This window comes from Bacillus sp. FSL L8-0358, from assembly GCF_038593095.1.
GTDB lineage: Bacteria > Bacillota > Bacilli > Bacillales > Bacillaceae > Bacillus > Bacillus subtilis.
The window spans coordinates 2,685,896-2,711,096 of the sequence record NZ_CP151962.1; the positions used below are offsets into that span (position 1 = coordinate 2,685,896).

The window sequence follows — 25,201 nt, forward strand, 5'->3', positions numbered from 1 at the left end:
CAATCAGTTCTTAACTTTTTTCTTGATAGAAAGATGAAGCTCGTCAAGCTGGGCGTCACTTACTTCTCCCGGCGCTTCTGTCATCAGGCAGCTTGCACTTGCCGTTTTCGGGAATGCAATCGTATCTCTCAGGTTCGTACGTCCAGCGAGAAGCATAACGAGACGGTCTAAACCGAGTGCGATTCCGCCGTGCGGAGGAGCGCCGTATTCAAATGCTTCCAGCAGGAATCCGAACTGTTCAGCCGCTTCTTCCGGTGAGAAGCCGAGAAGCGCAAACATTTTTTCCTGAATATCCTTTTCAAAAATACGGATTGAACCGCCGCCAAGCTCATAGCCGTTTAAGACGAGGTCATAAGCTTGTGCTTTCATGTCTTCGGGCGCTGTTTCAATCAGCTCAAGGTCTTCCCGGACAGGCATTGTGAACGGATGGTGCGCTGCGTAAAAACGGCCTTCTTCCGGATCATGCTCTAATAGCGGCCAGTCGATGACCCATAAGAAATTGAACAATTTTTCGTCAATCAGCCCGCGTTCTTTCCCAAGCTTTAAGCGCAGGGCGCCGAGTGATGCGGCCACAACTTCGAATTGATCTGCTCCGAACAGCAGCAAATCGCCTTCAGCAGCATCAAGTGCTTCAATCAGCTTAGACTGCTTTTCTTCATCAAAGAATTTAGCGATCGGGCCTTTCACTCCGTCTGCCTCAACCTTCACCCAGGCAAGCCCTTTTGCCCCGTAGTTTGCAGCAAAAGCGCCAAGAGCGTCGATGTCTTTTCTGGAGTAATCGCCGGCACCGCCTTTTACGTTGATGGCTTTAACCACGCCGCCGTTTGCTACAGCTGATGAGAACACTTTAAATTCCGTATCCTTTACAATGTCAGACACATCCGTCAAAAGCATGTCAAAACGCGTATCCGGTTTATCAGAACCGTACTTGTTCATTGCTTCGTCATACGTCATTCGAGGAAGAGGAAGCTTAAGTTCCTCACCTTTTGTTTCACGCATAACCTTTGCCATCATCTCCTCAGCCAATGACATAATGTCTTCCTGGCTCATAAAGGACATTTCAATATCAATTTGCGTAAACTCAGGCTGACGGTCCGCACGCAAGTCTTCATCGCGGAAACAGCGGGCAATTTGATAATATCGTTCAATGCCTGATACCATCAGAAGCTGTTTAAATAGCTGCGGGGACTGCGGCAGTGCGTAGAACTCACCTTCGTGCACACGGCTCGGCACCAAGTAGTCACGTGCGCCTTCAGGCGTGCTTCCTGTTAAAATCGGCGTTTCAATATCAAGAAACCCATTTTCATCTAAAAAGCTGCGAACTGCTTTCGTCACGTTATGGCGCAGCTGCATCGTCTGGAACATAGCCGGTCTGCGTAAATCTAAGTAACGGTGTTTTAAACGAACGTCCTCTGACACTTCTTCTGCTTGATCAGAAATCGCAAATGGAGGTGTCTTTGCAGCATTTAATACGTTCACTCCATCAGCATGTATTTCGATCGCGCCTGTTTTCAAATTCGGATTAACTGTTCCCTCTTCACGCGCCACCACTTTTCCTTGAATATCAAGCACGTATTCATTTCTGATGCCTTCCGCAATAGCAAGCGCTTCTTTTGACACATCAGGGTTAAAAACGACTTGAACAATGCCCGTACGGTCACGCAAGTCAATAAAAATCAATCCGCCGAGGTCTCGTCTTTTTTGGACCCAGCCTTTCAGCGTTACAGATTCGCCAATTGCTTTTTCAGTTATATCACCGCAATAATATGTTCTTCCAAACAATGCGTTTCACTCCTTATCCCTTTTGGTTTGCCTTCATCACATGTATAAATTCATCAAGTGCCACTTCAATCTGTTCGCCCGTCTGTGCATCCTTTACATTGATTTTGTTTTGGGCAAGCTCATCTTCACCCAAAATCGCAATAAATCTGGCATTTAAGCGATCAGCTGTTTTAAACTGGCCTTTCATTTTCTTATTTTCATAATCGATTTCACTGGAAATGCCTGCTTCTCTCAGTTTGTAAACCAATGAAACAGAATAATCCTTTGCTTTTTCGCCGAGTGTGACGATATAGCAGTCGATTCCCTTATCAACAGGCAGCTCTCGTTTTTCAGCATCAATTGCGGCAAGCAAGCGTTCGATGCTCATCGCAAATCCGATGCCCGGTGCTTCAGGTCCGCCGATCTGTTCGACAAGTCCGTCGTAGCGTCCGCCGCCGGCAAGTGTCGTAATCGCGCCGAAGCCCTCCGCATTGCTCATAATTTCAAATGCGGTGTGGTTGTAATAATCCAGCCCTCTCACAAGGTTCGGATCGATTTCATACGAAATGCCCAGATCATTTAAGTATTGTTTCACTTTTTCAAAATAAGCGGCCGATTCATCGTTTAAATACGTCAAAATTGAAGGCGCTGATTTCATCAGCTCATGATCTCGGTCTTTTTTGCAGTCCAAGATTCTAAGCGGGTTCGTGTGCAGCCGTGACTGGCAGTCTGAACAAAATTCTTCGATGCGAGGCTCGAAGTGTTTCACGAGCGCTTCTCTGTAGCTTTTGCGGCTATCTTGATCGCCAAGACTGTTTATGACAAGCTTAACGTTTTGCAGACCCGCTTTTTGATAAATACTCATCGCAAGCGCCATTACTTCAGCGTCGATTGCAGGGTCTTTCGAACCAATCGCTTCAATTCCAAACTGATAAAACTGGCGGTAACGGCCCGTCTGAGGACGTTCATAACGGAACATCGGCCCGACATAATAAAGCTTTGTCGGCTGTACAGGATTTGCGAACAGCTTGTTTTCATTAAAAGCGCGAACAGCAGCAGCTGTTCCCTCCGGACGAAGCGTCAGGCTTCTGCCTTTGCGGTCCTCGAAGGTATACATTTCTTTTTGTACGATATCTGTTGATTCTCCGACGCCTCTGGCAAACAGTTCTGTATGCTCAAAAATCGGTGTGCGGATTTCTTTATATTGATAAGTGCGGCAAGTGTCTCTCATAATTTGTTCAACATACTGCCAGCGATCTGATTCTCCAGGCAGAATATCCTGTGTTCCTCTCGGAATGTTATATCCCATAGGTAGACCTCCTTATGTATTCCTTATAAAATATCCAATGATCGTTTATGATGAAAATGAAAAAACTCCCGCCCCTACTATACATGATAGTAGGGACGAGAGTTATACCCGTGGTGCCACCCTAGTTGGAATACGTTCATATTCCCGCTCGATCCTTTAACGCAGGTTCACGTTCACTGCCTAATGACGTTATTCACGCGTTCAGCAGGAAACCTCCGGAGTGTTGTTTCGAGAAAGACGCAATGGGATCCGCTTTCAGCCTGGGGCGGGTTCCTCTCTAATCATGCAATCTGACCTACTCTTCTCCATTATTGGTTCAAATCTTTCATCATTTGCTATGTACTCAATTTCTATTATAATAATGGGATTGGGGTTCTCTGTCAAGCTTTATTCCGGTTGTTTTTCCTCAGCGCTGCTTCTTTGGACATAAGACCAAATTCAGATGCTGTTTCCGTAAGATAACCAGTCGTATCGGGATCTGCGTGATCGCTGTAATGCAGATTCGCTTCACCGTCGTGAAATGCACGTCCCATTTTTGGATGATATTTCATGATTTGCACACCTTTTTGATTGTATTTACGCTTAGTATAAACAAATCATTTTATTTTTATTTAAAAATCAGAAAGGACTTTACGATATTAAACAAGAATGCTTTTTTAATGATCATCAGAAAGGAGGACACAATGAACAAGAAATACTTTGTCCTTATTGTATGTATTATTTTCACCGCAGCGCTATTCCCGACCTTTTCATCCGTTACAGCTGCTCAAGGAGAAGCGGTCATCGCAACAGATGAAATGAACGTCAGAAGCGGCCCTGGGCTTAGCTACGGCATTACAGCGGAAGTAAAAAAGGGAGAACGCTATCCGATTTTAAAGGAAGATGGAGACTGGGTGCAGATACAGCTTGGTTCCGGAGAAAAGGGCTGGGTAGTCTCCTGGCTTATTACAAAGGAAGACCAGGCCAACACAAGCTCCTCAGGAAGCAGTGGCACTGTGACATCAACAGACCCCGATCTGCGGATGAGAAGCGGTCCGGGCACTTCCTACGAAGTCATCGGCAAATTCCCGCAAGGCAGCCAAGCATCTGTCATTGATAAAGATTCGGGCTGGATCAAGATATCCTATCACAGTGCCACCGGATGGGTATCATCTGAATATGTCACGTCAGGAGGCAGCAGTTCAGCGTCTGATGAGAGTGACCAAACCGAGGATTCCGGTGCGTCAACGACGGGCACAGTCGGTGTTTCTTCGCTAAATGTAAGAGCCTCCGCCTCACATGACGCGGCAATTATAACAAAACTTGATCGCGGAACGAAACTGACGGTTCTCAACGAGAAAAATGGCTGGGCTCACATTGAGGTGAACGGGCTAAAAGGCTGGGTTGCAAGCCATTACCTTTTGACTAGTTCTGTTCCAGCTGATGATTTAGCAACTGCCGGCAGCTCATCCTCCGCTAAAAAAGCCTATATCATGTACGGAGGAACGAATCTAAGAAGTGATGCGTCAACATCAGCTTCGATCGTTGAGCGTGCTGCCAAAGGAGATTCATACACCATTACCGGTTCAAAGGGAAGCTGGTATGAAATAAAGCTTGATAACGGGCAGACTGCTTATGTAGCCAATTGGGTGGTCCAAACGTCTAAAAGCGCAGAAGAAGCAGGTGAACCGCCAGTCTCTGATTCCCCGTCTGGAAACGGCTCTCTAAACAATAAAACGATTATTGTTGACCCGGGACATGGAGGAAAAGACAGCGGAACGATCGGGTATTCGGGGAAATTCGAGAAAAACCTGACGATCAAAACGGCAAAACTGCTCGCCAGCAAACTTAGATCGGCTGGAGCGGATGTATATGTGACACGCCAGGATGATACCTTTGTCAGCCTGCAGTCACGGGTCTCTACGTCTCACTACCGCAACGCTGACGCCTTTATCAGCATTCATTATGACAGCTATGCGGATACCTCTACAAGAGGCAGTACTGCATATTACTACAGTCCTGCCAAAGATCAGGAACTCGCATCAGATGTCCACTCAGAAGTAGTGAAGCGTTCTTCCATTCCAGACCGCGGCGTATTATTCGGAGATTATTATGTGCTCCGGGAAAACAGACAGCCCGCTATGCTGTATGAGCTGGGATATGTAAGCCATCCGCAGGAAGAAGCCATTGTACATAGCAATTCATACCAGGAAAAAGTAACAGATGGGATCGAAAGCGGATTAGAGAAATACTTCCAATAAAAAAAGCTGCCTTTTGGCAGCTTTTTTTATTTTGAATCCATAATGAGCGTGACCGGTCCGGAGTTTGTAAGCTGTACATCCATCATTGCTCCAAACGTTCCGGTCTCCACTTTGATTCCTTTTTCACGAAGCAGGTCATTCCATTTTTCATAAAGACCTAAAGCTTTATCAGGTTTGGCCGCGTTCATGTAGTTCGGCCGGCGCCCTTTTTTCGTATCTCCATAAAGCGTAAACTGTGAGACGGATAAAATCTCTCCTCCTATATCTACAAGAGACAGATTCATTTTTCCTTCACTGTCATCGAAAATACGGAGATTGACAACTTTATCGGCTAAATAAGCTGCATCATCTTCTGTATCATCATGAGTGATGCCGACCAGCACCATGAGGCCTTGTCCAATTTGGCCGACGACCTCTTCGTCCACTGTAACGCTTGCTTCTGTTACTCGCTGAACAACTAATCTCATTTTCTAACCCCTTTAGTTCATGACGCGGCGCACAGAGTAGATATCTCTAATCTGTTTAATACGCTCGACGACTTTGTGCAAGTGATTGATATTCTGGATAAAAATCGCCATATGGATGGTTGCCACTTTATTGCGATCCGATTTGCCAGAGACAGATGAAATATTGGTTTTCGTTTCATTCACTGCCTGGAGTACCTCGTTCAGCAATCCGCGGCGGTCATACCCAAGAATCTCTATCTCAACATTGTATTCCTTGCGCTTTTGAACCTGTGACTCATGCTCCCACTCTACCGGTATCAGCCGCTCTTGGGCTTCATTCGTTTTGACATTCGGACAGTCTTCGCGATGGACCGAAACCCCTCTGCCTTTTGTGATAAAGCCGACAATATCATCACCTGGCACAGGATTGCAGCATTTTGATAAACGGACAAGGAGGTTGTCGATGCCCTTGACACGAACGCCAGCTTCCCGTTTTCTTCCTTGCGGATATGGCTTAGGTTCCCCAGTAACTTCCTGAACGATCTTTTCCTGTTCTTCCTGATCGCGCTGCTTTCTCTCTTTTTCTGTTAGGCGGTTCGCCACCTGCAGAGCTGTGATGCCGTTGTAACCGACCGCCGCGTACATATCCTCTTCATTTGAGAAATTAAATTTGTCAGCAACCTTTTGAATATTCTCCGGCGTTAAAACATCCTTCAATTCAAAATCCAGGTTTTTAATTTCTTTTTCGACCAGTTCACGGCCTTTTTCGACATTTTCTTCACGCCGCTGTTTCTTAAAGAATTGACGGATCTTATGCTTCGCTTGGGATGTTTGGGCAAGCTTCACCCAATCCTGGCTCGGGCCGTAGGAATGCTTAGAGGTGAGAATTTCAACGATATCACCTGTCCGAAGCTTATGGTCAAGCGTAACCATTTTTCCGTTTACTTTGGCACCGATTGTTTTATTGCCGATTTCAGAGTGAATCCGGTAAGAAAAATCAATCGGAACAGAACCGGACGGAAGCTCGATCACATCTCCTTTTGGCGTAAAGACATACACCATATCAGAGAACAAATCAATTTTGAGCGATTCCATAAATTCTTCTGCATCTGTCGATTCATTTTGAAATTCTAAAATTTCACGGAACCAAGAAAGCTTTTTCTCAAAGGTTGCACCTTCAGTGGCTGCTTTCCCTTCTTTATAAGCCCAGTGAGCCGCAACCCCGTATTCCGCTATTTCATGCATTTCAAAGGTGCGGATCTGCACTTCAAGCGGATCGCCTTTAGGCCCAATAACCGTTGTATGAAGCGATTGATACATATTCGGCTTCGGCATTGCGATATAATCTTTGAATCTGCCGGGCATCGGTTTCCAGCATGTGTGAATGATGCCAAGCACCGCGTAGCAATCCTTTATGCTATTCACAAGAATACGGACAGCCAGCAAATCGTAAATTTCATTGAATTGCTTATTTTGCAGCACCATTTTTCGATAAATGCTGTAAATATGTTTCGGGCGTCCCGAGAAGTCAGCCTTGATATTTACTTCTTCGACACGTTTCTTCACTTCATTGACAACCTCATCGACATAAAGCTCACGTTCCGCACGTTTCTTCTTCATGAGGTTGACAATTCTGTAATATTGCTGAGGGTTCAAATAACGGAGCGCCGTATCTTCCAATTCCCACTTAATTTTTGAAATCCCGAGACGATGCGCCAAAGGAGCAAAAATTTCCAGCGTTTCATTGGAGATTCTCCGCTGTTTTTCCTGAGGCAGATGTTTCAGTGTCCGCATATTGTGAAGACGATCCGCCAGCTTGATCAATATGACCCTGATATCTTGAGCCATAGCGACAAACATTTTGCGATGATTTTCCGCCTGCTGTTCCTCTTGAGATTTATATTTAATTTTGCCGAGTTTCGTTACGCCGTCTACAAGCATTGCCACTTCTTCGGAAAATGCTTCTTTCAGGTCATCGAGCGTCACATCTGTATCTTCCACGACATCGTGCAAAAATCCGCCCGCGATTGTGGAAGGGTCCATTTCAAGATCAACGAGAATCCCCGCAACCTGAATCGGATGAATAATATATGGCTCGCCCGATTTGCGGTATTGCTCGCGATGAGCATCTTCAGCGTACAGATATGCTTTTTCGACAAATGCGATATGCTCATCAGATAGATAGCTGCGCGCTTTATCTATAACTTGCTCGGCAGTCAATACTTGTTCGTTCGCCATGGAATCACCTTTTTTAAAATGTAAACTGTATTGTAGTTTATTATCAAGAAAAAAACGAAAGATGTAAAGAGCAGAAGTTCAAATAGCCAAATATTATATAAAATAAATGCAAAACAATAGGAAAAAAGCACCCTGACATGGAGTGCTTTTTCGTTATGCGGTTATCCTTAGTATTTCATCAATGTTAAGATGTCGTAATTTTCCAGCTTATTTCTGCCGTCAAGGTAAGAAAGCTCGATTAAGAAAGCGATACCAGCAACAACGCCGCCAAGTTCTTCAACAAGTTTGATTGTCGCTTCAATTGTGCCGCCTGTCGCAAGCAGGTCATCTGTAATAAGCACACGCTGACCAGGCTTAATCGCATCTTTGTGGATCGTTAATACGTCTTTTCCGTATTCCAAGCCATAATCCACTTTGATTACTTCACGAGGCAACTTGCCTTCTTTGCGGACCGGCGCAAAACCTACGCCAAGCGCGTAAGCAACGGGACAGCCGATAATAAAGCCGCGTGCTTCAGGGCCAACGACCAAATCAATTTGCTTTTCTTTCGCATATTCAACAATTTGATCTGTGGCATAGCGGTATACATCGCCTTTATCCATCAGTGTCGTAATATCTTTAAATTGCACGCCCTCTTTCGGGTAATCCGGTACAATTGTTACGTATTGTTTTAAATCCATCTGTTTTATGTCCTCCTCGTACTTTCATAAGCCTCTGAATCTTGTTTCATCAGCTTATTCAGCCATTCCTTCAGCTCTTCAGCAGAAGAATAATTCAGCTTTTGATCCAGTTCCATCAGCTGCTGTTTCGCCTGATATGTTTGTGAGTCTGTTAAGTCGCGTTTCTTTGCTCCGCTCACAACAGACAGCACACCATTCTCTATTTTAACAAAACCGAGATCAAAAAACACCTTTGTCATGAAATTGATTGTTTCAACGGACCAGCCTTTATGTTTTGCAAGCTCTGAACCGTGTTTTTTCACGTCAAAAGCGCCTCTTTTCAGCAAGAACGCATAATACCATTTAAAGTGGTCTCTTGCGGGAAAAGTTGATAAAAAGTGGTCCTCATGATTGAGAAAAATAAAATATATCCGCTCAGGCGCCTTGCCTTCCAGCAAACGTGCGAGCATGTCCAGCGAAGGCGGCGGATCCAGTAATACAATATATGCACCATCGAGGTCAAACGCCTTTGCTTGATCTTTAGAACTGATGACGTGCACTTCTCGGCGAAGGTCTTCAGTTTGAAGTAATGTTGTTGAGTCTTCTTTGAAAGAGACAATTGCCCGTTTAGCAGATGGAAGGGCGGAAACTGTGTCTTCCCACGTCCGTTTTCCCCTTAAATCAAACAGCTGCCATTCAGAAACAGCGACATCCTTTATCATAAGCTGCGGCTTTTTTCGATTGTTCCATTCGTTGATTGACATCTCACCGACAATGGAAATTCTTGAACCCGGTACGATGCCTTCTTCAAGCTCGCCTTTATTAAAACCGACGCAATCAAGCTGGGACGACTCGTTTCTGATCGTCATTTTGACATGAGATTTATTTGCCCCTATCTTGCGGACATCTTCCAGTACTGCGTTTTCTACGAGAACGTGCGGTTTCGGGTTCAGCATGCCAAAAGGAGACAGCATGTTCATTTCTGCGATGCTTTCAACTGTAATGTCTTCGACGCCGCAGACAAGGTCGACTTCCTGTACGGGAATAAAATCCTCTTCCGTAAGCGTATTGTCTGCTATTTCATTCAGCCTGCTTCGCAAATCCGGCACATCTTCGGCTTTCAGCGTCATCCCCGCAGCCATTGGATGGCCGCCGAAATGAGGAAGAATATCTCTGCATTCAGAAAGGCTCTCAAATAAATTAAATCCCCTGATGCTTCGGGCCGAACCTTTAGCGATTCCCTTTTCTTCATCAATGCCAAGAACAATTGCCGGTCGGTAGAAACGGTCCACAAGCTTTGAAGCCACAATCCCGACGACTCCCGGGTTCCATCCGGCTTTGGCCACGACAATTGCAGTTTGATCGAGCCCTTGCTGTTCAACCATTTCAATCGCTTCATCCGTCATTTTGCTGACCATTTTTTGGCGCTCTTTGTTCAGCTGGTTAATTTCTGCGGCAAGCTCTTCCGCTTCAAACGAATCCTCTGACATAAGCAAATGAACAGCGGGATCCGCCTGTTCGATTCTTCCGACGGCATTCAGCCTTGGTGCGAGCTGAAATCCGACAGTTTCTTCGTTCGCTTCTCCGATGTCTCCGCCTGACAGCTTAATCAGCTCTTTTAAGCCGAGCCGATTTGTCCGTCGAAGCCTTTCAAGTCCTAGTGTTGCAATTAATCTGTTTTCGTCATGCAGCGGGACTAGATCGGCAATGGTGCCGATAGCCGCCAGGTCAAGCAGTTCATCAGGAAGTTCACCCAATAAAGCGTGGGCAAGCTTAAACGCGACTCCAACCCCGGCAAGCTCCTTAAACGGGTAAGTGCAACCAGGCTGCTTCGGGTGGACGATCGCATGGACATCCGGAAGCTCCGGTCCCGGTTCATGATGATCGGTAATGATGACATCCAGTCCAAGTTCCTTTGCCACCTTCGCTTCATGCACAGCGGCAATTCCTGTATCAACCGTAATGATCAAAGAGAAGCCCCGTTCTTTAATCGAACGAAACGCCTGTTCATTAGGTCCATATCCTTCTTTAAAACGGTCAGGTATATAAAAATCAACTTGAGCCGACAGTTTTTGCAGCGTGTGAAGCATCACTGACGTACTTGTAACCCCATCGGCGTCATAATCGCCATATATCATAATCTTTTCTTGTTGTGAAATCGCCTGTTTTATTCGATCTGCCGCTTCTTTCATGCCTTTCATTTCAAAAGGATCATAAAAATCGGCATCCTTTATATGTAAAAACAGCCTAGCGCTTTCTGCCGTATCAAAGCCTCTTTTTACAAGCAGGGACGCAACAAGAGGTGTTATATGCAATTGTTCTGTGAGTGATTTGACCTTATCCTGATCTGGTCGCTGGATTTCCCATCGCATTTTTGACGCTAACATAAATTCACCCCTCAACCACCCTATTATACTAGAGCAGGATGAGGGGTTTCAAATAATATTCGAAAACTAGTCTTTTTTCTCAATCATGGCTGATGCATCCTGTGTGTCAGTCTGATCAGCAAGATGAGTATCCTCTTGTTTATGTATTGCCGTCCTATTTTCTTTCCGCAAGGTTTTTATTTCCCGCTTCAATTTCATTACCTGAAAAATGCCGACAGAAAATACGATCAGCGCTCCCATTAAAACTGAGCCCAAAATAACAAGAATGAGCGGCCATTCTGATCTTCCAAACAGGTAATCAACTTCTACGGATCGAACATTAATGACTGCGAAAATAGCGACAATTAAGGTGAAAATAAGTGCGAAAATAATGGTCCATTGTTTATTCATTCTCTTTTCCCCCAAACTTCTTATTGAGGTAACTTTCCCCATCAAGACTGGTTTTAAACATGGCTTAACACTAGGTTAAGCCCCCTTTGCTGTTAATTTTTCCCGGATCAGCCTCTTCAGTCCGGTTCCCTCACCGGAAATCACAAGTGTATCGCCTTCGTCAATGACTGTTTCAGAGCTCGGATTCAGTTGTTTATCCTGATTCTTTTTAACAATTGCAATGACCGTCACATGATATTCCTGACCCACATTCAACTCACCAATCGTCTGATGAATGGCAGGCGCTCCCGCCTCTGCTTTACACCACTCTATAATCAAATCATCAAGGGCTGACTCGACCTGTTCTAATGCTTTCGGTTTATATGCCATTCCGCCAAGAATTGCAGACATTTGCCTTGCTTCAGCGTCATCAAACTGCACGGAGGCAACACATTCCTCATGGTCGTTTTCGTCAAAATAGTAAAGCTCTCTCCGTCCGTCATGATGAATGATAATTGAAATTTTATCACGGTTTCTAGTAATCATTTCAACTTTTTGTCCTATGCCCGGCAGCTCTGATTCGCGAACCCTCATAATATAAACCCTCCTACATATCTGAAAACCAGTCATAAACACTTTTAACACCATATATATGTTTAAATGTAAGCGTATGTCATTATAGCAAATGTCTATTTTAAGTTCAATGAAACTTCAAAAAACAGGCTGCCCTGCAGAGGACAGCCTGATATTTTTTATTGCGCCGAATCTTTTTTCAGTTCTCTTCCTTTCCATGCAAGCCAAATTTGTGCGGCAATGTATAGAGAAGAATAAACGCCTGTTAACAGCCCGACCAATAAAGCAATTGAGAAGTTAGTAATAGAAGATGCTCCAAAGATCAGCAATGTCACAACAACAATCACAACAGTTAATACAGTGTTAATTGAACGTGTAAAGGTTTGCTGCAGGCTCAGGTTTACAATATGGTTCAGATCGGCAAATGTTTTCGGCTTGCGCTTTTTCATATGCTCGCGGACCCTGTCAAATGTAACGATTGTATCGTTAATGGAATACCCGATTATCGTCAAGATGGCCGCGATGAACGTAACATCTACTTCAAGCCTTGTAATACTGAAGAACGTGACGATAAAGAATGCGTCATATAGCAATGAGGCGATGGCGGCAATCGCCATTTTGTATTCGAATCGGATTGAAACGTAAATAATGATGCCAATAGAAGCTATAGCAACTGCGTACAGCGCATTTCTTGCCAGCTCCTTACCGACTGTCGGTGAAACTGTGCTGACATTTGGATCAGATCCGTATTTGTCTTTAAAATACGTTTTTACTTTTGCAATGGTTTCTTTATCTGGCACCCCGACAAAACGGGCAACACCCATATTGCTTTTTTCGCCTGACAGAACTACAGTATCAGGGTCCATACCCAGAGATTCAAAATCCTTTTCGACTTGCTCTGTCGTCAGCTTATGGTCGCTTTGTACTTCAATCCGTGCGCCGCTTGCAAAGTCAATGCCAAGATTCAGCCTAAACACAAGCAGGATAATAATTCCGGCTACCGTGACCGCACTGGAGAAAATAAAGAAGTATTTGCGTTTGCTCGTGAAATCCCATTTTTGGAATGGCGTATGCGGCTCTGTATTTTCATCCGTATCCTGAATATCCATGATATGTTTCTTATTGACACCAAACCAGCCTTTTTTCCGATCAAGCCATCTGCTTTCCACAAGGAGAGCGAGGAGAAATCTCGATAAGAAAACGGCAGTGATAAAGCTTGTCAAAATCGATAGGATCAGCATTGTCGCAAACCCTTTAACAGAGCTTGTCCCAAAGATAAAGAGCACAACCGCTGCGATAATGGTTGTAATATTCGCGTCAAAAATCGTCGCAAATGACCGTCTGTTTCCTGAACGGAAGGCAGAGCGGACTGACTTTCCTAGCTTGAGCTCTTCTTTAATCCGCTCATAGGTGATAATGTTGGCGTCAACAGCCATCCCGACACCTAAAATGAGAGCGGCAATTCCCGGAAGTGTAAGTACAGCATTCATCCAGTCAAAAATCTGGAGCGTAATGTATACATAAACCGATAGTGTTATCACCGCGATTAATCCCGGCAGACGGTAATAGAAAAGCATAAATAAGAAAATAATTGCGATACCGACAATACCGGCAAATACTGTATCATGGAGAGCCTGCTGGCCGAATTGTGCGCCTACTGATGTTGAATATTTTTCAGTCAGTTTTACAGGAAGTGCGCCTGCGTTTAAAATGCTGGCTAAATCTTTCGCTTCTTGAGCTGTGAAATGACCTTCAATTTTTACATCAGTTGTATTTAGCTCCTGACTTACATTTGGAGCGGATACAAATTTAGGATGCTCTTTTTGAACTTCTTTCTTAAAGGAATCACCTTTATCATAATCCAGCCAAATGACAAGCTGGTTGTTTGGCGCCATTTTCATGACCTTTTTGGTCACTTCTCCAAATTTATCAGCGTCTTTCAGCTTAATCGTGACAATTGGCTCATTTGTTGTGCTATCATAAGTTTGTTTAGCGCCGTTTTCGACTAGATCAGCACCGTTTAACAGTTCCTTATCATTTGCATCTCTGAAAGAAAGCTGCGCTTCAGTCGCCAGAATTTCACGCGCTCTGTTTTGGTTTGTCACACCAGCAAGCTGAACGCGAATCCGGTTATTCCCTTCAATTTGGATGTTCGGTTCGCTGACACCGAGAACATTGGCCCGGCGGTTCAATGCCTCTACAGTGCTGACCAGAACGTCTTTTGTGATTTTGTCACCTTTTTTTACAGGCTGTACATCATACAGCACCTCAAATCCGCCTTGCAAATCCAATCCTAACGTAATATTGTTAGCAGCAGGCTTCGTAAAGTAGCCCAAGCCCGTGCCGATCAATAGAACGAAAAGGAAAAACGCAATCAAGCGTCCTTTTTTCATTATGTATATCCTCCCTTAAACCTGTGCGAATCAACCTGCTATCTCAGCAGTTCTTCCAATGCTTCCTGGCCCTCTTCACTGCCCAGCCAATTAGACGTTTTAAATGACTCAACGGTTGCATAGTTCATAAATTCGCCAATTTTCACTGATAAAATATCACTCGCCAGTTCATAAATGTTCAGTTCCGTTTTCTTTTTCCACTTCTTATCTGTTAAGTATGACCACAAACTTTCGAGTTCAACATCATCATACCCGAGAATCTTAAACTCTTCCAGTTTGCTGTAAAGAAACGGCCTGACGTGGTCTTTATATAGATCGGCTGGATGCTTCTCCACGAATTCCACGCTCCTTTTTTATTGTTTTTCAAGAAGACTTGTCATGCTTGGACGACATATACGCATATCTTTATTGTATATGATTCCAGGTAGTTTGAGAAGGCAGGGGGTAAAAATGGCGAAACAGACGTTTTTAAAGGGCACTCTTATCCTTATCGCAGCAGGAATGGTTACAAGAATGCTCGGGTTTGTCAACCGGGTGGTTATCGCCCGTTTTATCGGTGAAGAAGGAGTCGGGCTTTACATGATGGCAGCGCCCACCTTCTTCTTGGCCACTACATTAACTCAATTCGGTCTGCCGGTCGCGATCAGCAAGCTAGTCGCTGAAGCTAGTGCGCGCGGAGATCATCAAAAAACGAAAAATATTTTAGTCATGTCTCTGACCATTACGGGAGTGCTCAGCCTCATCTTTACACCGCTGTTTCTGTTTTTCGCCCCGGTTATGGCTGAAACGATGCTGACAGATAAGCGAACACTGTATCCGCTCTTGGCCATTACGCCGGTTGTGCCGATTATTGCTATATCGAGTGTGCTGAGGGGATACTTTCAAGGAAAACAAAATATGAACCCGCTTGCTATGTCACAAGTCCTTGAACAGGTTGTCCGCATTTCACTCGTGGCTGTCTGCACAACGATTTTTCTCCCTTACGGAATTGAATATGCTGCAGCGGGGGCAATGCTATCCTCAGTGGCAGGGGAGCTGGCATCACTTCTTTATTTATTCGTTTGCTTTAAGTATAAAAAGACAATTAAAATCAGAAAGCATTTTTTCCAGTCAATTAAAAACGGAAAACAAACCTTTACCCAATTAATGAGCGTGTCACTTCCAACAACCGGGAGCCGCTTTATCGGAAACCTCTCTTGGTTTTTCGAGCCAATTGTCGTCGCTCAAAGCCTTGCCATCGCCGGTGTGGCAACAGTTGCCGCAACAAAGCAATACGGGGAACTGACCGGCTTTGCCATGACGCTGCTGACTCTGCCCAGCTTTATTACATATTCTTTGTCGACCGCGCTTGTTCCTGCGATCAGTGAAGGAATGGAGCAGAAAAAATTGCAGGTGGTGGAATACCGCTTGGAACAGGCGATGCGTCTCTGTCTGCTCAGCGGAGGCATTTCAGTTGTTATTTTATTTGTATTTGCAGATGAGCTGATGAGAGTGATGTACGGTTCCTCAGGCGCAGCTGTATTTATAAAAGTAATGGCCCCATTTTTTCTGCTTTATTATTTCCAAGGCCCGCTTCAAGCTGTGCTGCAGGCGCTTAATTTGGCTGGAGCTGCGATGATGAACAGCTTAATCGGAGCGCTTGTCAAAACAGGCCTTATTTTTGTCCTTGCCACAAGGCCTTCTCTTGGCATTATGGGCGCGGCATTAGCCATTGTGACAGGCATGGTGCTCGTCACGCTATTGCACGCAGCAACCGTAAGCAAAGTGCTGCCGATCAGCATCAAAATCAAGGAGTACGCGCTCAGCTTCGCTGTTATTGTAATTTGCGGATTTATCAGCTCCGCCATCAAACAATATATAAGCTTTGGAGCATCTGAGGCTGTCAATCTAGCCGGATGGATTGCGGTGAGCGCCGCCATTTATATAATCCTCCTGCTCGTTTTCCGTTTAATTAAAAAAGATGAGCTTCGCCGCATTCCCATTATCGGACGTCTAATCGTCCGATAACGGTTACGGGCGGTGCCCATCTTTTTCATCAATAAATAATTCTCCGTCTGTAAACGAGCAAAAAGAAATATCTGAAGGGTTTGTGTATCCGTGTTTTTGCAAACTTTCGAGCAGCCATTTTTTATCTTTACTGATTCTGGACAGGTTTTCTGTTTGAATGAAGCCGTCTATAATGAGCGGCATTTCGAGCTGTCGATGCTCTCCGCTGTTTTCTTTCTTAACAATAGTCAGTTTGCCCGACGGCTCTAAAATAGCAAATGATACGTCAGCTACTCTGTCGATGCTATTTTCTCTGAGCTGAACCATTAAATCATCAAAATTATAACGCTGTGATTTCATGGCGTCTTCGTCAATTTTTCCATATTTGATAATTATGGTCGGCTTACCGTCAAGAAGCTGGCGGACTTTTCGGTTTTTTAAAGAAAAGTATGCCAAAGTCACTTGAATGATCATTAATACAAGCATTGGCAAAATGGTATGAAATAGATGATCGTCTACGTTTTCTATGGCTAAAACGGCAATTTCAGCCATCATGATAAAGACAACGAGATCTAATATACTAAGCTCTCCGATCTCCCGCTTGCCCATGAGACGAAAAATGATCAATATCACAAAATACAATACGACTGTGCGAAACGCAATAGTGAGAAGCTCTTCCATCATGCACCTCCAACTCATTATAGGTTGCAACAAAATGATCAATTTATGTAAGAAAAACCGATTGCATTTCACAAAGCTTTTACGTCTAATTCATGGGATAAGGGAATACATTTTTACAAAGACGAGCCATCAGCATGTCTGACGGCTTTGTGCAAAAAGAACAGAAGCCTTTTAATACAGGCAGAAAGGAGACAATCATGGAGGAGACGAAACAAGTTGGAAAAGGCATTCTTTACGGCTTAATCGCCATATTTGCAGCCATGCTCCTGACAAGTTTGGCGGTTTCACTTTTATTGACCGCAACCTCGCTGGAAGAATCATCATTTAACTGGCTGATCACAGCTATCTCATTTCTCTCTTTATTTATCGGCGGGTTCATTTCAGGCGGGAAAGGCAAGGAAAGAGGCTGGATGATTGGAGCATTGACTGCCTTAAGTTTTTCTCTGATTATCTTATTGTTTCAGTATTTAGGATTCGGAAAGACATTTACAGCAGAACAGCTGATCTTCCATCTGGGATTTTTAGGGGTGTGCATGCTGGGCGGGATTTTCGGCGTGAATATGAGGGGAAACAGGTCTTCCACATAAAAAAGAGCGGGCTCACTCGCCCGCTCTTTTTTGTTTGCTATGTATAGCTCCTGCTGTTATTCAGCAGCAGAAACTTCTCTGATCGCGCGGCGGTCGAACGTAAGACGTGTGTTATCACCAGTCTTAATTACGACTTTGCTTTCGTCGATAGAGTCAACAGTACCGTGCAATCCCCCGATTGTCACTACTGAATCGCCTTTTTTCAGTTCCTCTTGCATTTGGCGTACAGCCTTTTGCTGCTTTTGCTGAGGACGAATCAGCAAGAAGTAAAGGACCGCAAACATTAAAATAATAGGAACCAATGTACCTAAAGTGCCAGTCATCATTTTCACCCCTTTCTGTAAGCCTGTTATGTTTATTTAGAAGCTTTTCGCATTTGGCTTGTTATAGCCGTAACGCTCAAAGAACTCTTCTCTGAAATCACCCAGACGATCCTCGCGAATAGCCTGTCTTACCTGCTCCATTAAGTGTAACAGAAAATGAAGGTTATGGTAAGTTGTTAATCGAAGGCCGAATGTTTCATTGCAGCGAATCAAGTGCCTAATGTACGCGCGAGTGTAGTTTTTACATGTATAGCAATCACACTCTTCATCAATCGGACGGAAGTCTCTTTCAAATTTCGCATTTTTCATATTGAGTCGTCCTTCAGCAGTAAACACTGTGCCGTTTCTTGCAATCCGTGTAGGCAGCACACAGTCAAACATATCGACCCCGCGGATCGCTCCGTCGATCAGTGCATCCGGAGAACCTACTCCCATCAGATATCTCGGTTTATCCTTCGGCAAGAGCGGTGTTGTAAATTCGAGTACACGGTTCATGACATCCTTCGGTTCACCTACAGACAATCCGCCTATAGCATATCCCGGAAAATCAAGGGAAATCAAGTCCTTCGCACTTTGTGTCCGCAGATCTTCATATTCTCCGCCTTGTACAATACCAAACAGCCCTTGTTCATCCTGACGATTGTGGGCATTCAGGCAACGTTCCGCCCAACGGCTTGTCCGTTCAACTGACCTCTTCATGTAGTCGTACTCCGCCGGGTATGGCGGGCATTCATCAAACGCCATCATAATATCAGAGCCGAGTGCGTTTTGGATCTCCATCGCTTTTTCCGGAGATAAAAACAGCTTGTCTCCATTTAGATGATTGCGGAAATGGACACCCTCTTCCTCTATATTACGAAACTTGCTTAAAGAAAAGACCTGAAAACCGCCTGAATCGGTTAAAATTGCGCGGTCCCAGTTCATAAATTTATGGAGCCCGCCCGCTTCTTTGACAATGTCTTGGCCCGGACGAAGCCATAGATGATAAGTGTTGCTCAAAATGATGCCTGCATCCATTGCTTTCAGCTCTTCAGGCGACATTGTTTTGACTGTCGCCAGTGTGCCGACCGGCATAAAAACCGGCGTTTCGAAGGAGCCGTGAGGCGTATGCACTTTGCCCAGCCGCGCTCCTGTTTGTTTGCATTCTTTTATAAATTCATAGCGTATTGGTTGTTCAGCCACTTTTGATGAGGCCTCCTGTTCTCAAATTATATAATCAGCATCGCGTCTCCGAAGCTGAAGAAACGGTATTCCTCTTCCACTGCATGGTTATAGGCACGCAGAATGTTTTCTCTTCCAGCAAGCGCGCTGACCAGCATAATCAATGACGATTTCGGCAAATGGAAGTTTGTAATCATTCCGTCAATGGCTTTAAATTCATAGCCCGGATAAATAAAAATAGATGTCCAGCCGCTTGATGCTTTAAATTCCCCGTCATGTTCCCCGGCAATCGTCTCAAGCGTGCGTGTCGAGGTCGTGCCGACAGAAATGATTCTGCCGCCATTTTCTCTTACTTTGTTTAAGGCTGCAGCCGTTTCTTCTGACATTTGATAAAACTCTGCATGCATATTATGCTCTTCCACTTCATCGGCACTCACAGGGCGAAACGTTCCAAGGCCTACGTGGAGTGTGATGAACTCAATTTGCACGCCTTTGTCTTTCAGCTGCTGTAAGATTTCTTCCGTGAAGTGAAGGCCAGCTGTAGGCGCAGCAGCAGAGCCGATTTCTTTTGAATACACTGTCTGGTAGCGCTCTTTGTCATCAAGCTGTTCTTTGATATATGGAGGGAGCGGCATCTCTCCAAGGGATTCGAGCACCTCGTAGAAAATACCGTCATATTGAAATTCCATCTTTCTGCCGCCGTGCTCAAGCTCTTCCGTGCAGATTGCCTTCAATCTTCCGTCTCCAAATGTGACAACAGTTCCTTTTTTCACCCGTTTCGCCGGTTTGGCAAGTGTTTCCCATTTATCACCGGTTTCCTGTTTCAACAAAAGAAGTTCCACTTTCGCGCCGGTATCCTCTTTTGTGCCGAATAACCGCGCAGGCAGCACCCGGGTATTGTTCAGGACAAGACAATCGCCTTCGTTAAAGAAGCTGATAATGTGTTTAAACGAGCTGTCAGTAAGCTCTCCTGTATGTTTATCGAGCACCATCAGCCTTGAAGCATCACGCTGCTCCAACGGCACTTGTGCAATTAAACGTTCTGGTAGTTCAAAATCAAATAAATCGACTTTCATGATGATTTCACCTTTATTCTAGTCTTTTGTTATTTCATTCTGCCAAAAAGATTGAGCAAAATTGATAATACCACACTTATAATAATACAAGTGACAACCGGGAAGAAAAACGTGACATTTCCTTTTTTTACAAAAATATCTCCCGGCATCTTGCCGACAAAATGCAAAACTGCTCCGATAATAAGCAAAACAGCACCAAGAATCATAATGATCTTAGGAAATTCAGTCATATCGGGGAGCCTCCATTTGGAAATGATGATAAACGGCCGGTGTCACGATCCTTCCACGCGGCGTTCTTTGTATAAATCCAATTTGCAGCAGATATGGTTCATATACGTCTTCAATCGTATGCGATTCCTCGCCGATGGTAGCTGAAATCGTATCAAGGCCTACTGGGCCGCCGTTGAATTTTTCGATCATGCCCATCAGCAGCTTATGATCAATATGATCCAAACCGAGGCGGTCAACCTGAAGCCGCTCCAGCGCATTCTGAGAAATGTCTTCCGTAATCCTGCTGTCACCCAGCACTTGGGCGAAATCGCGCACCCTTCTCAGCAGGCGGTTCGCCACGCGGGGCGTCCCTCTCGATCTTCTTGCAATTTCAAGAGCCGACGGTTTATCAATCTCAACCTCGAATACATCAGCGGTTCTTGTGACAATATCCGCCAGTTCTTCTTGTGTATAGTACTCAAGGCGAGACATCACGCCGAATCTGTCTCTTAAAGGAGCCGTCAAAAGCCCCACCCTCGTCGTGGCTCCCACCAGCGTAAAAGGCGGAAGGTCGAGCCGAACCGAGCGGGCAGATGGGCCTTTGCCAATCACAATGTCCAGGCAAAAGTCTTCCATTGCAGGATAAAGCACCTCTTCGATCGATCTGTGCAGCCTATGTATTTCATCAATAAATAATACATCTCCCGGTTCCAGCGCCGTTAATATAGCAGCCAAATCACCAGGCCTTTCAATCGCAGGCCCTGATGTCGTCCGCAATTCCACTCCCATTTCATTGGCTACAATGGAAGCAAGCGTTGTTTTTCCGAGTCCGGGCGGCCCGTACAGAAGAACATGATCCAGCGTCTCCTGTCTCATTTTCGCCGCATCTATAAACACGCGCAAATTTTCTTTTACCTTATGCTGCCCGATATACTGTGCCAGATTTTGCGGCCTCAGGCTTTGCTCTATCACTGATTCATGGTTGTCTGCTTCACTTGAGACGAGCCGTTCATCCATGAACATCACCTTACTTTAATAGTTTTTGTAATGCTTTTTTCACATATTGGTCTGTTGTCAGCCCAATTTCTTCTTTAAGGTGAGGAAGCACCTTTTTGATTTCTTTTTCAGCATATCCGAGAACCCTGAGGGCTTCAAGTGCTTCTTCAAGAGCCGTTTCCGCTGTTTGCTTTTCAAGCCTTTCTTCATGATTAAACAGATTTTCAATCATTTCAGGCACAACATCTGCCAGCTTTCCTTTTAAATCTAGAATAATCTGGCGTGCGGTTTTCTTTCCTACTCCAGGAAACTTGACCAAAAAAGCTTCATCCTCATTTTCAATTGCTTGGATGACCGCTCCGGGATCACCCGAGCCCAAGATGGCAAGTGCTCCTTTCGGGCCAATTCCGGTCACGTTTAACAGCTTTGTAAAGAGCGCCTTCTCCTCTCTTGTTGAAAAACCGTAAAGCGAAAAAGCATCCTCTCTGATATGATGGTATGTAAAAATCGTTTCTTGGCTTCTCTCCTTATATATAAACGGATTCGGCGTGAAAATCTGATAGCCGATGCCGCCGTTCTCTATGACAATATATTGGGGAGATACATAATCAATCGTCCCTTTAACAAATTCAATCACGCAAATTCACCTCTTTGACTGTTCTTCATTGTACCATAAAAACAGCCAAAGTCTTATAGAAAAGTTAACATATGTTCGCTTCTCTCTCATTCTTTCACGAAAAAAAAGACATGAATACATGTCTTCAATCAGCGGACGCTACCCGCTGTATGTCTTCATATGTTCGATGACATCCTCAAACTCCGCTTTTGTCCGAAATGGAATGCCTTTCAGCAGATTTTTTTGCATATGGCTTTCCAGCCTTTCTAAATCAATTTGAAAAAAAGACTGAATTGGTTCGGAAGCTGGCTCAGGCCGCCCATGAAAAGTGGAAATCACTCCATTATCCGATACACCGATATACCCGTTGACCTTGCTGAGCGGAGAAATATCGTCCATTTGCTTCCGGAAGAGCACATATCCCTTTTTTTGTTCCACAAGCGTCCATCCGGCATAAGCTGCCCAAAAATCATCCATAGAAAACACTTTTTCATGCTTATGCTCAATGCTGACATCGCCGTCCAAATACACCTTTTCAAGCTGCACATGCACCTGCAGCGGCTCATAGTGCTCCACTTCCGCGCCAAGTGCGCGGGAAGGAGCTACTATTAAAAATACTGCCGCTGAGCAAAGAATGCCCAGCAAAAGATACGCCGTGCTGAATCGTTTCACCCTCTACACCTCTTTGCACACGTTTATGATTAGTTTGACCAAAGAGGCTACTGCTTAACCGTTTTATCAAAATTTGTCTGCACATTTTCCCTGACAAACCGTTCCTCAGTATACACATCTGTGCTTTGCTCAGAAATTGTCAAGAATCGCGTCAGAAAGGCACTGAAAAAATACAATGCCGCAAAGATCCAAATCACGCCGCCTGCACCGAGCGGCCCAATGAAAAGACTCACGATGCCCGGCGCGATAAACGCACATAAACCAGATCCCAAATTCAACACTGACATGGCAGCACCTTTATTATCAGGTGCAAGCGTCGGCAAAAGCGCGCTTAATGGAACGTACCCTGCTAAAGCCGCGCCGTAGCAGCAGGCGATAATCATGAGCACCCAATACTGATGCCCGATCAGCTGAGGCGTGTAATACAGCGCCAGCGTAAAAATACCGCATCCGACACCGCCAAACCACATGACCGTATTGCGCCAGCCAAGTTTATCTCCGACTGCACCGAAAATGATATTAAACACAATATTCACAAAAAACAGCGTCCCCCATATTTGCAGCCATTCCGAAACCGAATACCCGTATCGTGCTAAATAAGTAGGAAGAAAGATGGCAAATCCAAATTGTCCTATCGCATTAATCGTCTTGACCACTCCGCCGATGCCTACCTTAGGGTTTTCAAACATAATCGTAAATGCCTTCGACAGTTCTTTCCATTTCGGCTGATCTTGTTTTTGTATCGGAGTAAATTTATCTTTGTTAAAAAATAAGGCAAGAATTCCGCCTGCCGCCACAAACAGTAAAGCGCTCCAAAGCGTATTGATTTCTCCAAAGGCCGGAACTGCATAGCTGGAATAGAACGGGCCGAGCACGTTAAGGCCGCACGTAAACATAAACCAAAACCAGCCGACGGCTTTTCCGAGAATATTTTGAGAGGTGCTGTATGACACCCATACGAGAAAAGAGTATGCAAACAGCGGATATCCCAAGCCTCTAAGAGCATAGCTGCCCAAGAGAGCCGGATAATACATATGAGGAATCGCCCAGCCGATAAAAGCGGCCGAACCGAGGATAAATGCAAGCAATCCGACAGTCATCGTTTTTCTCGGCCCCCAAGTTTGGACAAACGTTCCTGAAAGCCAAGCTGAGATGGTGACAGCAATGCCGTACATGGTAAATAACGATGCGGATTGCTGCATACTGAGACCATGATCAACGAGAAAAGGAGACAGCCAGCCTTGTTCGAGGCCATCTCCAACCATAAAGATGACAACGCCAATATAACCCCAAACCATGTGAGAAGGAATTCCGATTTTGTTCAAAACATTTCCTTTAGCATGTACTGTATTCATTTTCTCCACCGCCTACTTAAAGTATCAATGGAGTATATACCCAAGCTTGCTGAATTGTAATCCTGTTAGATTAAAAAGCGATTTTTTCAGTGTGCTCAATGCTGACAGGCATGCCAAAAGCAAGCGATTGCTGTGCTGCTCTGGCGATCCTTCCGGCCTGTAAACCGTCATTACCGGTGCAGGGAGTCTCCTGGTTTGTGCCGATCGCTTCTGCAAAACGGAGAATCTCCTCCTCATATGCATCCTTATAGCGTTCAAGGAAAAAGAAATGCGGTTTATCCTTCATCACAAAATCAGCTGTTGACACCTCAACCGTCGTCGGCCTGCTATTGTCAGCCGCTGCAGAGCCTTTCGTCCCGAAAACCTCAACCCGCTGGTCATATCCGTACACAGCTTGGCGGCTGTTATCAATCACAGCCATGGCACCGTTTTCAAAGGTCAGTGTAATAACAGCTGTATCAATATCACCCAGCTCCGCAAAAGAAGGATTCACCAAAGCCGCCCCTTTGGCATACACTTCCGTCACTTCGCTTCCCATAATATATCTGGCCATATCAAAATCATGGATCGACATATCCATAAACAATCCGCCTGACGTACGGACATAATCTATATTCGGGGGTTCTGGGTCCCGGGACGTGATTTTTAATAAATGAGGTGTGCCGATTTCACCATTTTCAACAATCGTTTTGATTTTCTTAAAATGAGGATCAAAGCGGCGGTTAAATCCGACTTGAAGTGTTACCCCGTGTTTCCGGACAGCCGCAAGCGCTTCACTCGTTTCGGCCAGAGAGAAACTAACGGGCTTCTCACAAAATATATGCTTTTTCGCCTCGGCTGCTTCTTTGATCATCTGTGCATGTACGGCTGTAGGAGAACAAATCAAAATAGCATCAATATCAGGATCATGTAATAAATCACGATAATCAGAGGTTATGTATTCAATCTGATGACTGTCGGCCCAGCTTTTTATACGGCTTGCCTGAATGTCAGAGACTGCTTTTATTTTCATGTGAGGAATCCGGCTTATATTTTGAACATGAAGTTTGCCGATGCGGCCTGCACCGATAATCCCTGTCACAATCTGTTTTGTCATGGCTTCTTCCCCCTTGATCATTCACGAAAGCGCTTTATTTAAAATTAATACTATCCCATTTGTAAGC

At 44.8% G+C, this 25,201-nt stretch carries 24 protein-coding genes and 1 other annotated feature; of the genes, 3 read left to right on the forward strand and 21 right to left on the reverse strand.

What is annotated here, in order from left to right; all coding sequences use genetic code 11:
* Positions 1-3: 3 nt before the first annotated feature.
* The 3 genes from aspS to NYE49_RS13905 all read right to left on the reverse strand — a co-directional run bounded on the left by aspS (position 4) and on the right by NYE49_RS13905 (position 3,621).
* Entirely contained in the window at positions 4-1,782 is a 1,779-nt protein-coding gene (gene aspS, locus NYE49_RS13895; RefSeq protein ID WP_015384241.1) for an aspartate--tRNA ligase, read from the reverse strand.
* A gap of 13 nt (positions 1,783-1,795) precedes the next feature.
* Positions 1,796-3,070, reverse strand: coding sequence for a histidine--tRNA ligase (gene hisS, locus NYE49_RS13900; protein WP_047182959.1), 1,275 nt, complete (start codon positions 3,068-3,070; stop codon positions 1,796-1,798).
* 88 nt (positions 3,071-3,158) lie between these two features.
* Positions 3,159-3,391: a binding site (T-box leader), on the reverse strand.
* 59 nt (positions 3,392-3,450) lie between these two features.
* Complete coding sequence (locus NYE49_RS13905; protein WP_004399157.1) at positions 3,451-3,621, reverse strand: YrzK family protein; 171 nt, start codon at positions 3,619-3,621, stop codon at positions 3,451-3,453.
* Positions 3,622-3,753: 132 nt separating this feature from the next.
* Here NYE49_RS13905 and NYE49_RS13910 point away from each other — a divergent pair, with 132 nt between their 5' ends.
* A complete protein-coding gene (locus NYE49_RS13910; RefSeq protein WP_047182960.1) occupies positions 3,754-5,310 on the forward strand; it encodes an SH3 domain-containing protein in 1,557 nt (518 codons plus the stop codon).
* Positions 5,311-5,336: 26 nt separating this feature from the next.
* On the opposite strand, the gene dtd is transcribed toward NYE49_RS13910, so the two are convergent.
* From dtd to comN, 8 genes are all read right to left on the reverse strand, one after another.
* The gene (dtd, locus tag NYE49_RS13915) at positions 5,337-5,777 is read right to left on the reverse strand and encodes a D-aminoacyl-tRNA deacylase (protein WP_004398689.1); all 441 of its coding nucleotides are present in this window, start codon (positions 5,775-5,777) and stop codon (positions 5,337-5,339) included.
* 12 nt (positions 5,778-5,789) lie between these two features.
* On the reverse strand, positions 5,790-7,994 hold the full coding sequence (gene relA, locus NYE49_RS13920) for a GTP diphosphokinase (RefSeq protein WP_015483507.1): 2,205 nt from the start codon (positions 7,992-7,994) through the stop codon (positions 5,790-5,792).
* Between the two features lie 167 nt (positions 7,995-8,161).
* Positions 8,162-8,674, reverse strand: coding sequence for an adenine phosphoribosyltransferase (locus tag NYE49_RS13925; RefSeq protein ID WP_015384246.1), 513 nt, complete (start codon positions 8,672-8,674; stop codon positions 8,162-8,164).
* Positions 8,675-8,679: 5 nt separating this feature from the next.
* Complete coding sequence (recJ, locus tag NYE49_RS13930) at positions 8,680-11,040, reverse strand: single-stranded-DNA-specific exonuclease RecJ (RefSeq protein ID WP_047182961.1); 2,361 nt, start codon at positions 11,038-11,040, stop codon at positions 8,680-8,682.
* A 66-nt stretch (positions 11,041-11,106) separates the two neighbouring features.
* Positions 11,107-11,430: a lipopolysaccharide assembly LapA domain-containing protein gene (locus NYE49_RS13935; RefSeq protein WP_003229740.1), complete on the reverse strand. Its 324-nt coding sequence runs from the start codon at positions 11,428-11,430 to the stop codon at positions 11,107-11,109.
* A gap of 75 nt (positions 11,431-11,505) precedes the next feature.
* Positions 11,506-12,003: a cation:proton antiporter regulatory subunit gene (locus tag NYE49_RS13940; RefSeq protein WP_047182962.1), complete on the reverse strand. Its 498-nt coding sequence runs from the start codon at positions 12,001-12,003 to the stop codon at positions 11,506-11,508.
* A 158-nt stretch (positions 12,004-12,161) separates the two neighbouring features.
* Positions 12,162-14,375 carry a protein translocase subunit SecDF gene (gene secDF, locus NYE49_RS13945; RefSeq protein ID WP_047182963.1) on the reverse strand — a complete coding sequence of 738 codons (2,214 nt, stop codon included), beginning with the start codon at positions 14,373-14,375 and terminating at the stop codon, positions 12,162-12,164.
* A 38-nt stretch (positions 14,376-14,413) separates the two neighbouring features.
* The gene (gene comN / locus NYE49_RS13950) at positions 14,414-14,710 is read right to left on the reverse strand and encodes a post-transcriptional regulator ComN (RefSeq protein ID WP_003229735.1); all 297 of its coding nucleotides are present in this window, start codon (positions 14,708-14,710) and stop codon (positions 14,414-14,416) included.
* A gap of 115 nt (positions 14,711-14,825) precedes the next feature.
* Here comN and spoVB point away from each other — a divergent pair, with 115 nt between their 5' ends.
* Complete coding sequence (gene spoVB / locus NYE49_RS13955) at positions 14,826-16,382, forward strand: stage V sporulation protein B (protein ID WP_015251562.1); 1,557 nt, start codon at positions 14,826-14,828, stop codon at positions 16,380-16,382.
* Positions 16,383-16,385: 3 nt separating this feature from the next.
* On the opposite strand, the gene NYE49_RS13960 is transcribed toward spoVB, so the two are convergent.
* The gene (locus tag NYE49_RS13960) at positions 16,386-17,042 is read right to left on the reverse strand and encodes a DUF421 domain-containing protein (protein ID WP_015483509.1); all 657 of its coding nucleotides are present in this window, start codon (positions 17,040-17,042) and stop codon (positions 16,386-16,388) included.
* A 197-nt stretch (positions 17,043-17,239) separates the two neighbouring features.
* On the opposite strand from NYE49_RS13960, the gene NYE49_RS13965 reads away from it, so the two are divergent.
* A complete protein-coding gene (locus NYE49_RS13965) occupies positions 17,240-17,629 on the forward strand; it encodes a TIGR04086 family membrane protein (RefSeq protein ID WP_031315243.1) in 390 nt (129 codons plus the stop codon).
* 56 nt (positions 17,630-17,685) lie between these two features.
* On the opposite strand, the gene yajC is transcribed toward NYE49_RS13965, so the two are convergent.
* The 9 genes from yajC to iolG all read right to left on the reverse strand — a co-directional run bounded on the left by yajC (position 17,686) and on the right by iolG (position 25,134).
* On the reverse strand, positions 17,686-17,952 hold the full coding sequence (yajC, locus tag NYE49_RS13970; RefSeq protein ID WP_004398708.1) for a preprotein translocase subunit YajC: 267 nt from the start codon (positions 17,950-17,952) through the stop codon (positions 17,686-17,688).
* A 36-nt stretch (positions 17,953-17,988) separates the two neighbouring features.
* Entirely contained in the window at positions 17,989-19,134 is a 1,146-nt protein-coding gene (tgt, locus tag NYE49_RS13975) for a tRNA guanosine(34) transglycosylase Tgt (protein WP_003229725.1), read from the reverse strand.
* 26 nt (positions 19,135-19,160) lie between these two features.
* On the reverse strand, positions 19,161-20,189 hold the full coding sequence (gene queA, locus NYE49_RS13980) for a tRNA preQ1(34) S-adenosylmethionine ribosyltransferase-isomerase QueA (RefSeq protein WP_015483511.1): 1,029 nt from the start codon (positions 20,187-20,189) through the stop codon (positions 19,161-19,163).
* A gap of 29 nt (positions 20,190-20,218) precedes the next feature.
* The gene (locus tag NYE49_RS13985) at positions 20,219-20,419 is read right to left on the reverse strand and encodes a DUF2905 domain-containing protein (protein ID WP_003222669.1); all 201 of its coding nucleotides are present in this window, start codon (positions 20,417-20,419) and stop codon (positions 20,219-20,221) included.
* The gene (ruvB, locus tag NYE49_RS13990) at positions 20,412-21,416 is read right to left on the reverse strand and encodes a Holliday junction branch migration DNA helicase RuvB (RefSeq protein ID WP_003229718.1); all 1,005 of its coding nucleotides are present in this window, start codon (positions 21,414-21,416) and stop codon (positions 20,412-20,414) included. Before ruvB ends, NYE49_RS13985 begins: the two co-directional genes overlap by 8 nt.
* Positions 21,417-21,426: 10 nt before the next feature.
* Entirely contained in the window at positions 21,427-22,032 is a 606-nt protein-coding gene (gene ruvA / locus NYE49_RS13995; RefSeq protein WP_003229717.1) for a Holliday junction branch migration protein RuvA, read from the reverse strand.
* 138 nt (positions 22,033-22,170) lie between these two features.
* Complete coding sequence (bofC, locus tag NYE49_RS14000; protein ID WP_047182964.1) at positions 22,171-22,683, reverse strand: sporulation cell-cell signaling protein BofC; 513 nt, start codon at positions 22,681-22,683, stop codon at positions 22,171-22,173.
* Positions 22,684-22,730: 47 nt separating this feature from the next.
* Positions 22,731-24,038, reverse strand: coding sequence for an MFS transporter (locus tag NYE49_RS14005; RefSeq protein ID WP_003246197.1), 1,308 nt, complete (start codon positions 24,036-24,038; stop codon positions 22,731-22,733).
* Positions 24,039-24,108: 70 nt separating this feature from the next.
* The gene (iolG, locus tag NYE49_RS14010; protein WP_342410329.1) at positions 24,109-25,134 is read right to left on the reverse strand and encodes an inositol 2-dehydrogenase; all 1,026 of its coding nucleotides are present in this window, start codon (positions 25,132-25,134) and stop codon (positions 24,109-24,111) included.
* Positions 25,135-25,201: the final 67 nt, after the last annotated feature.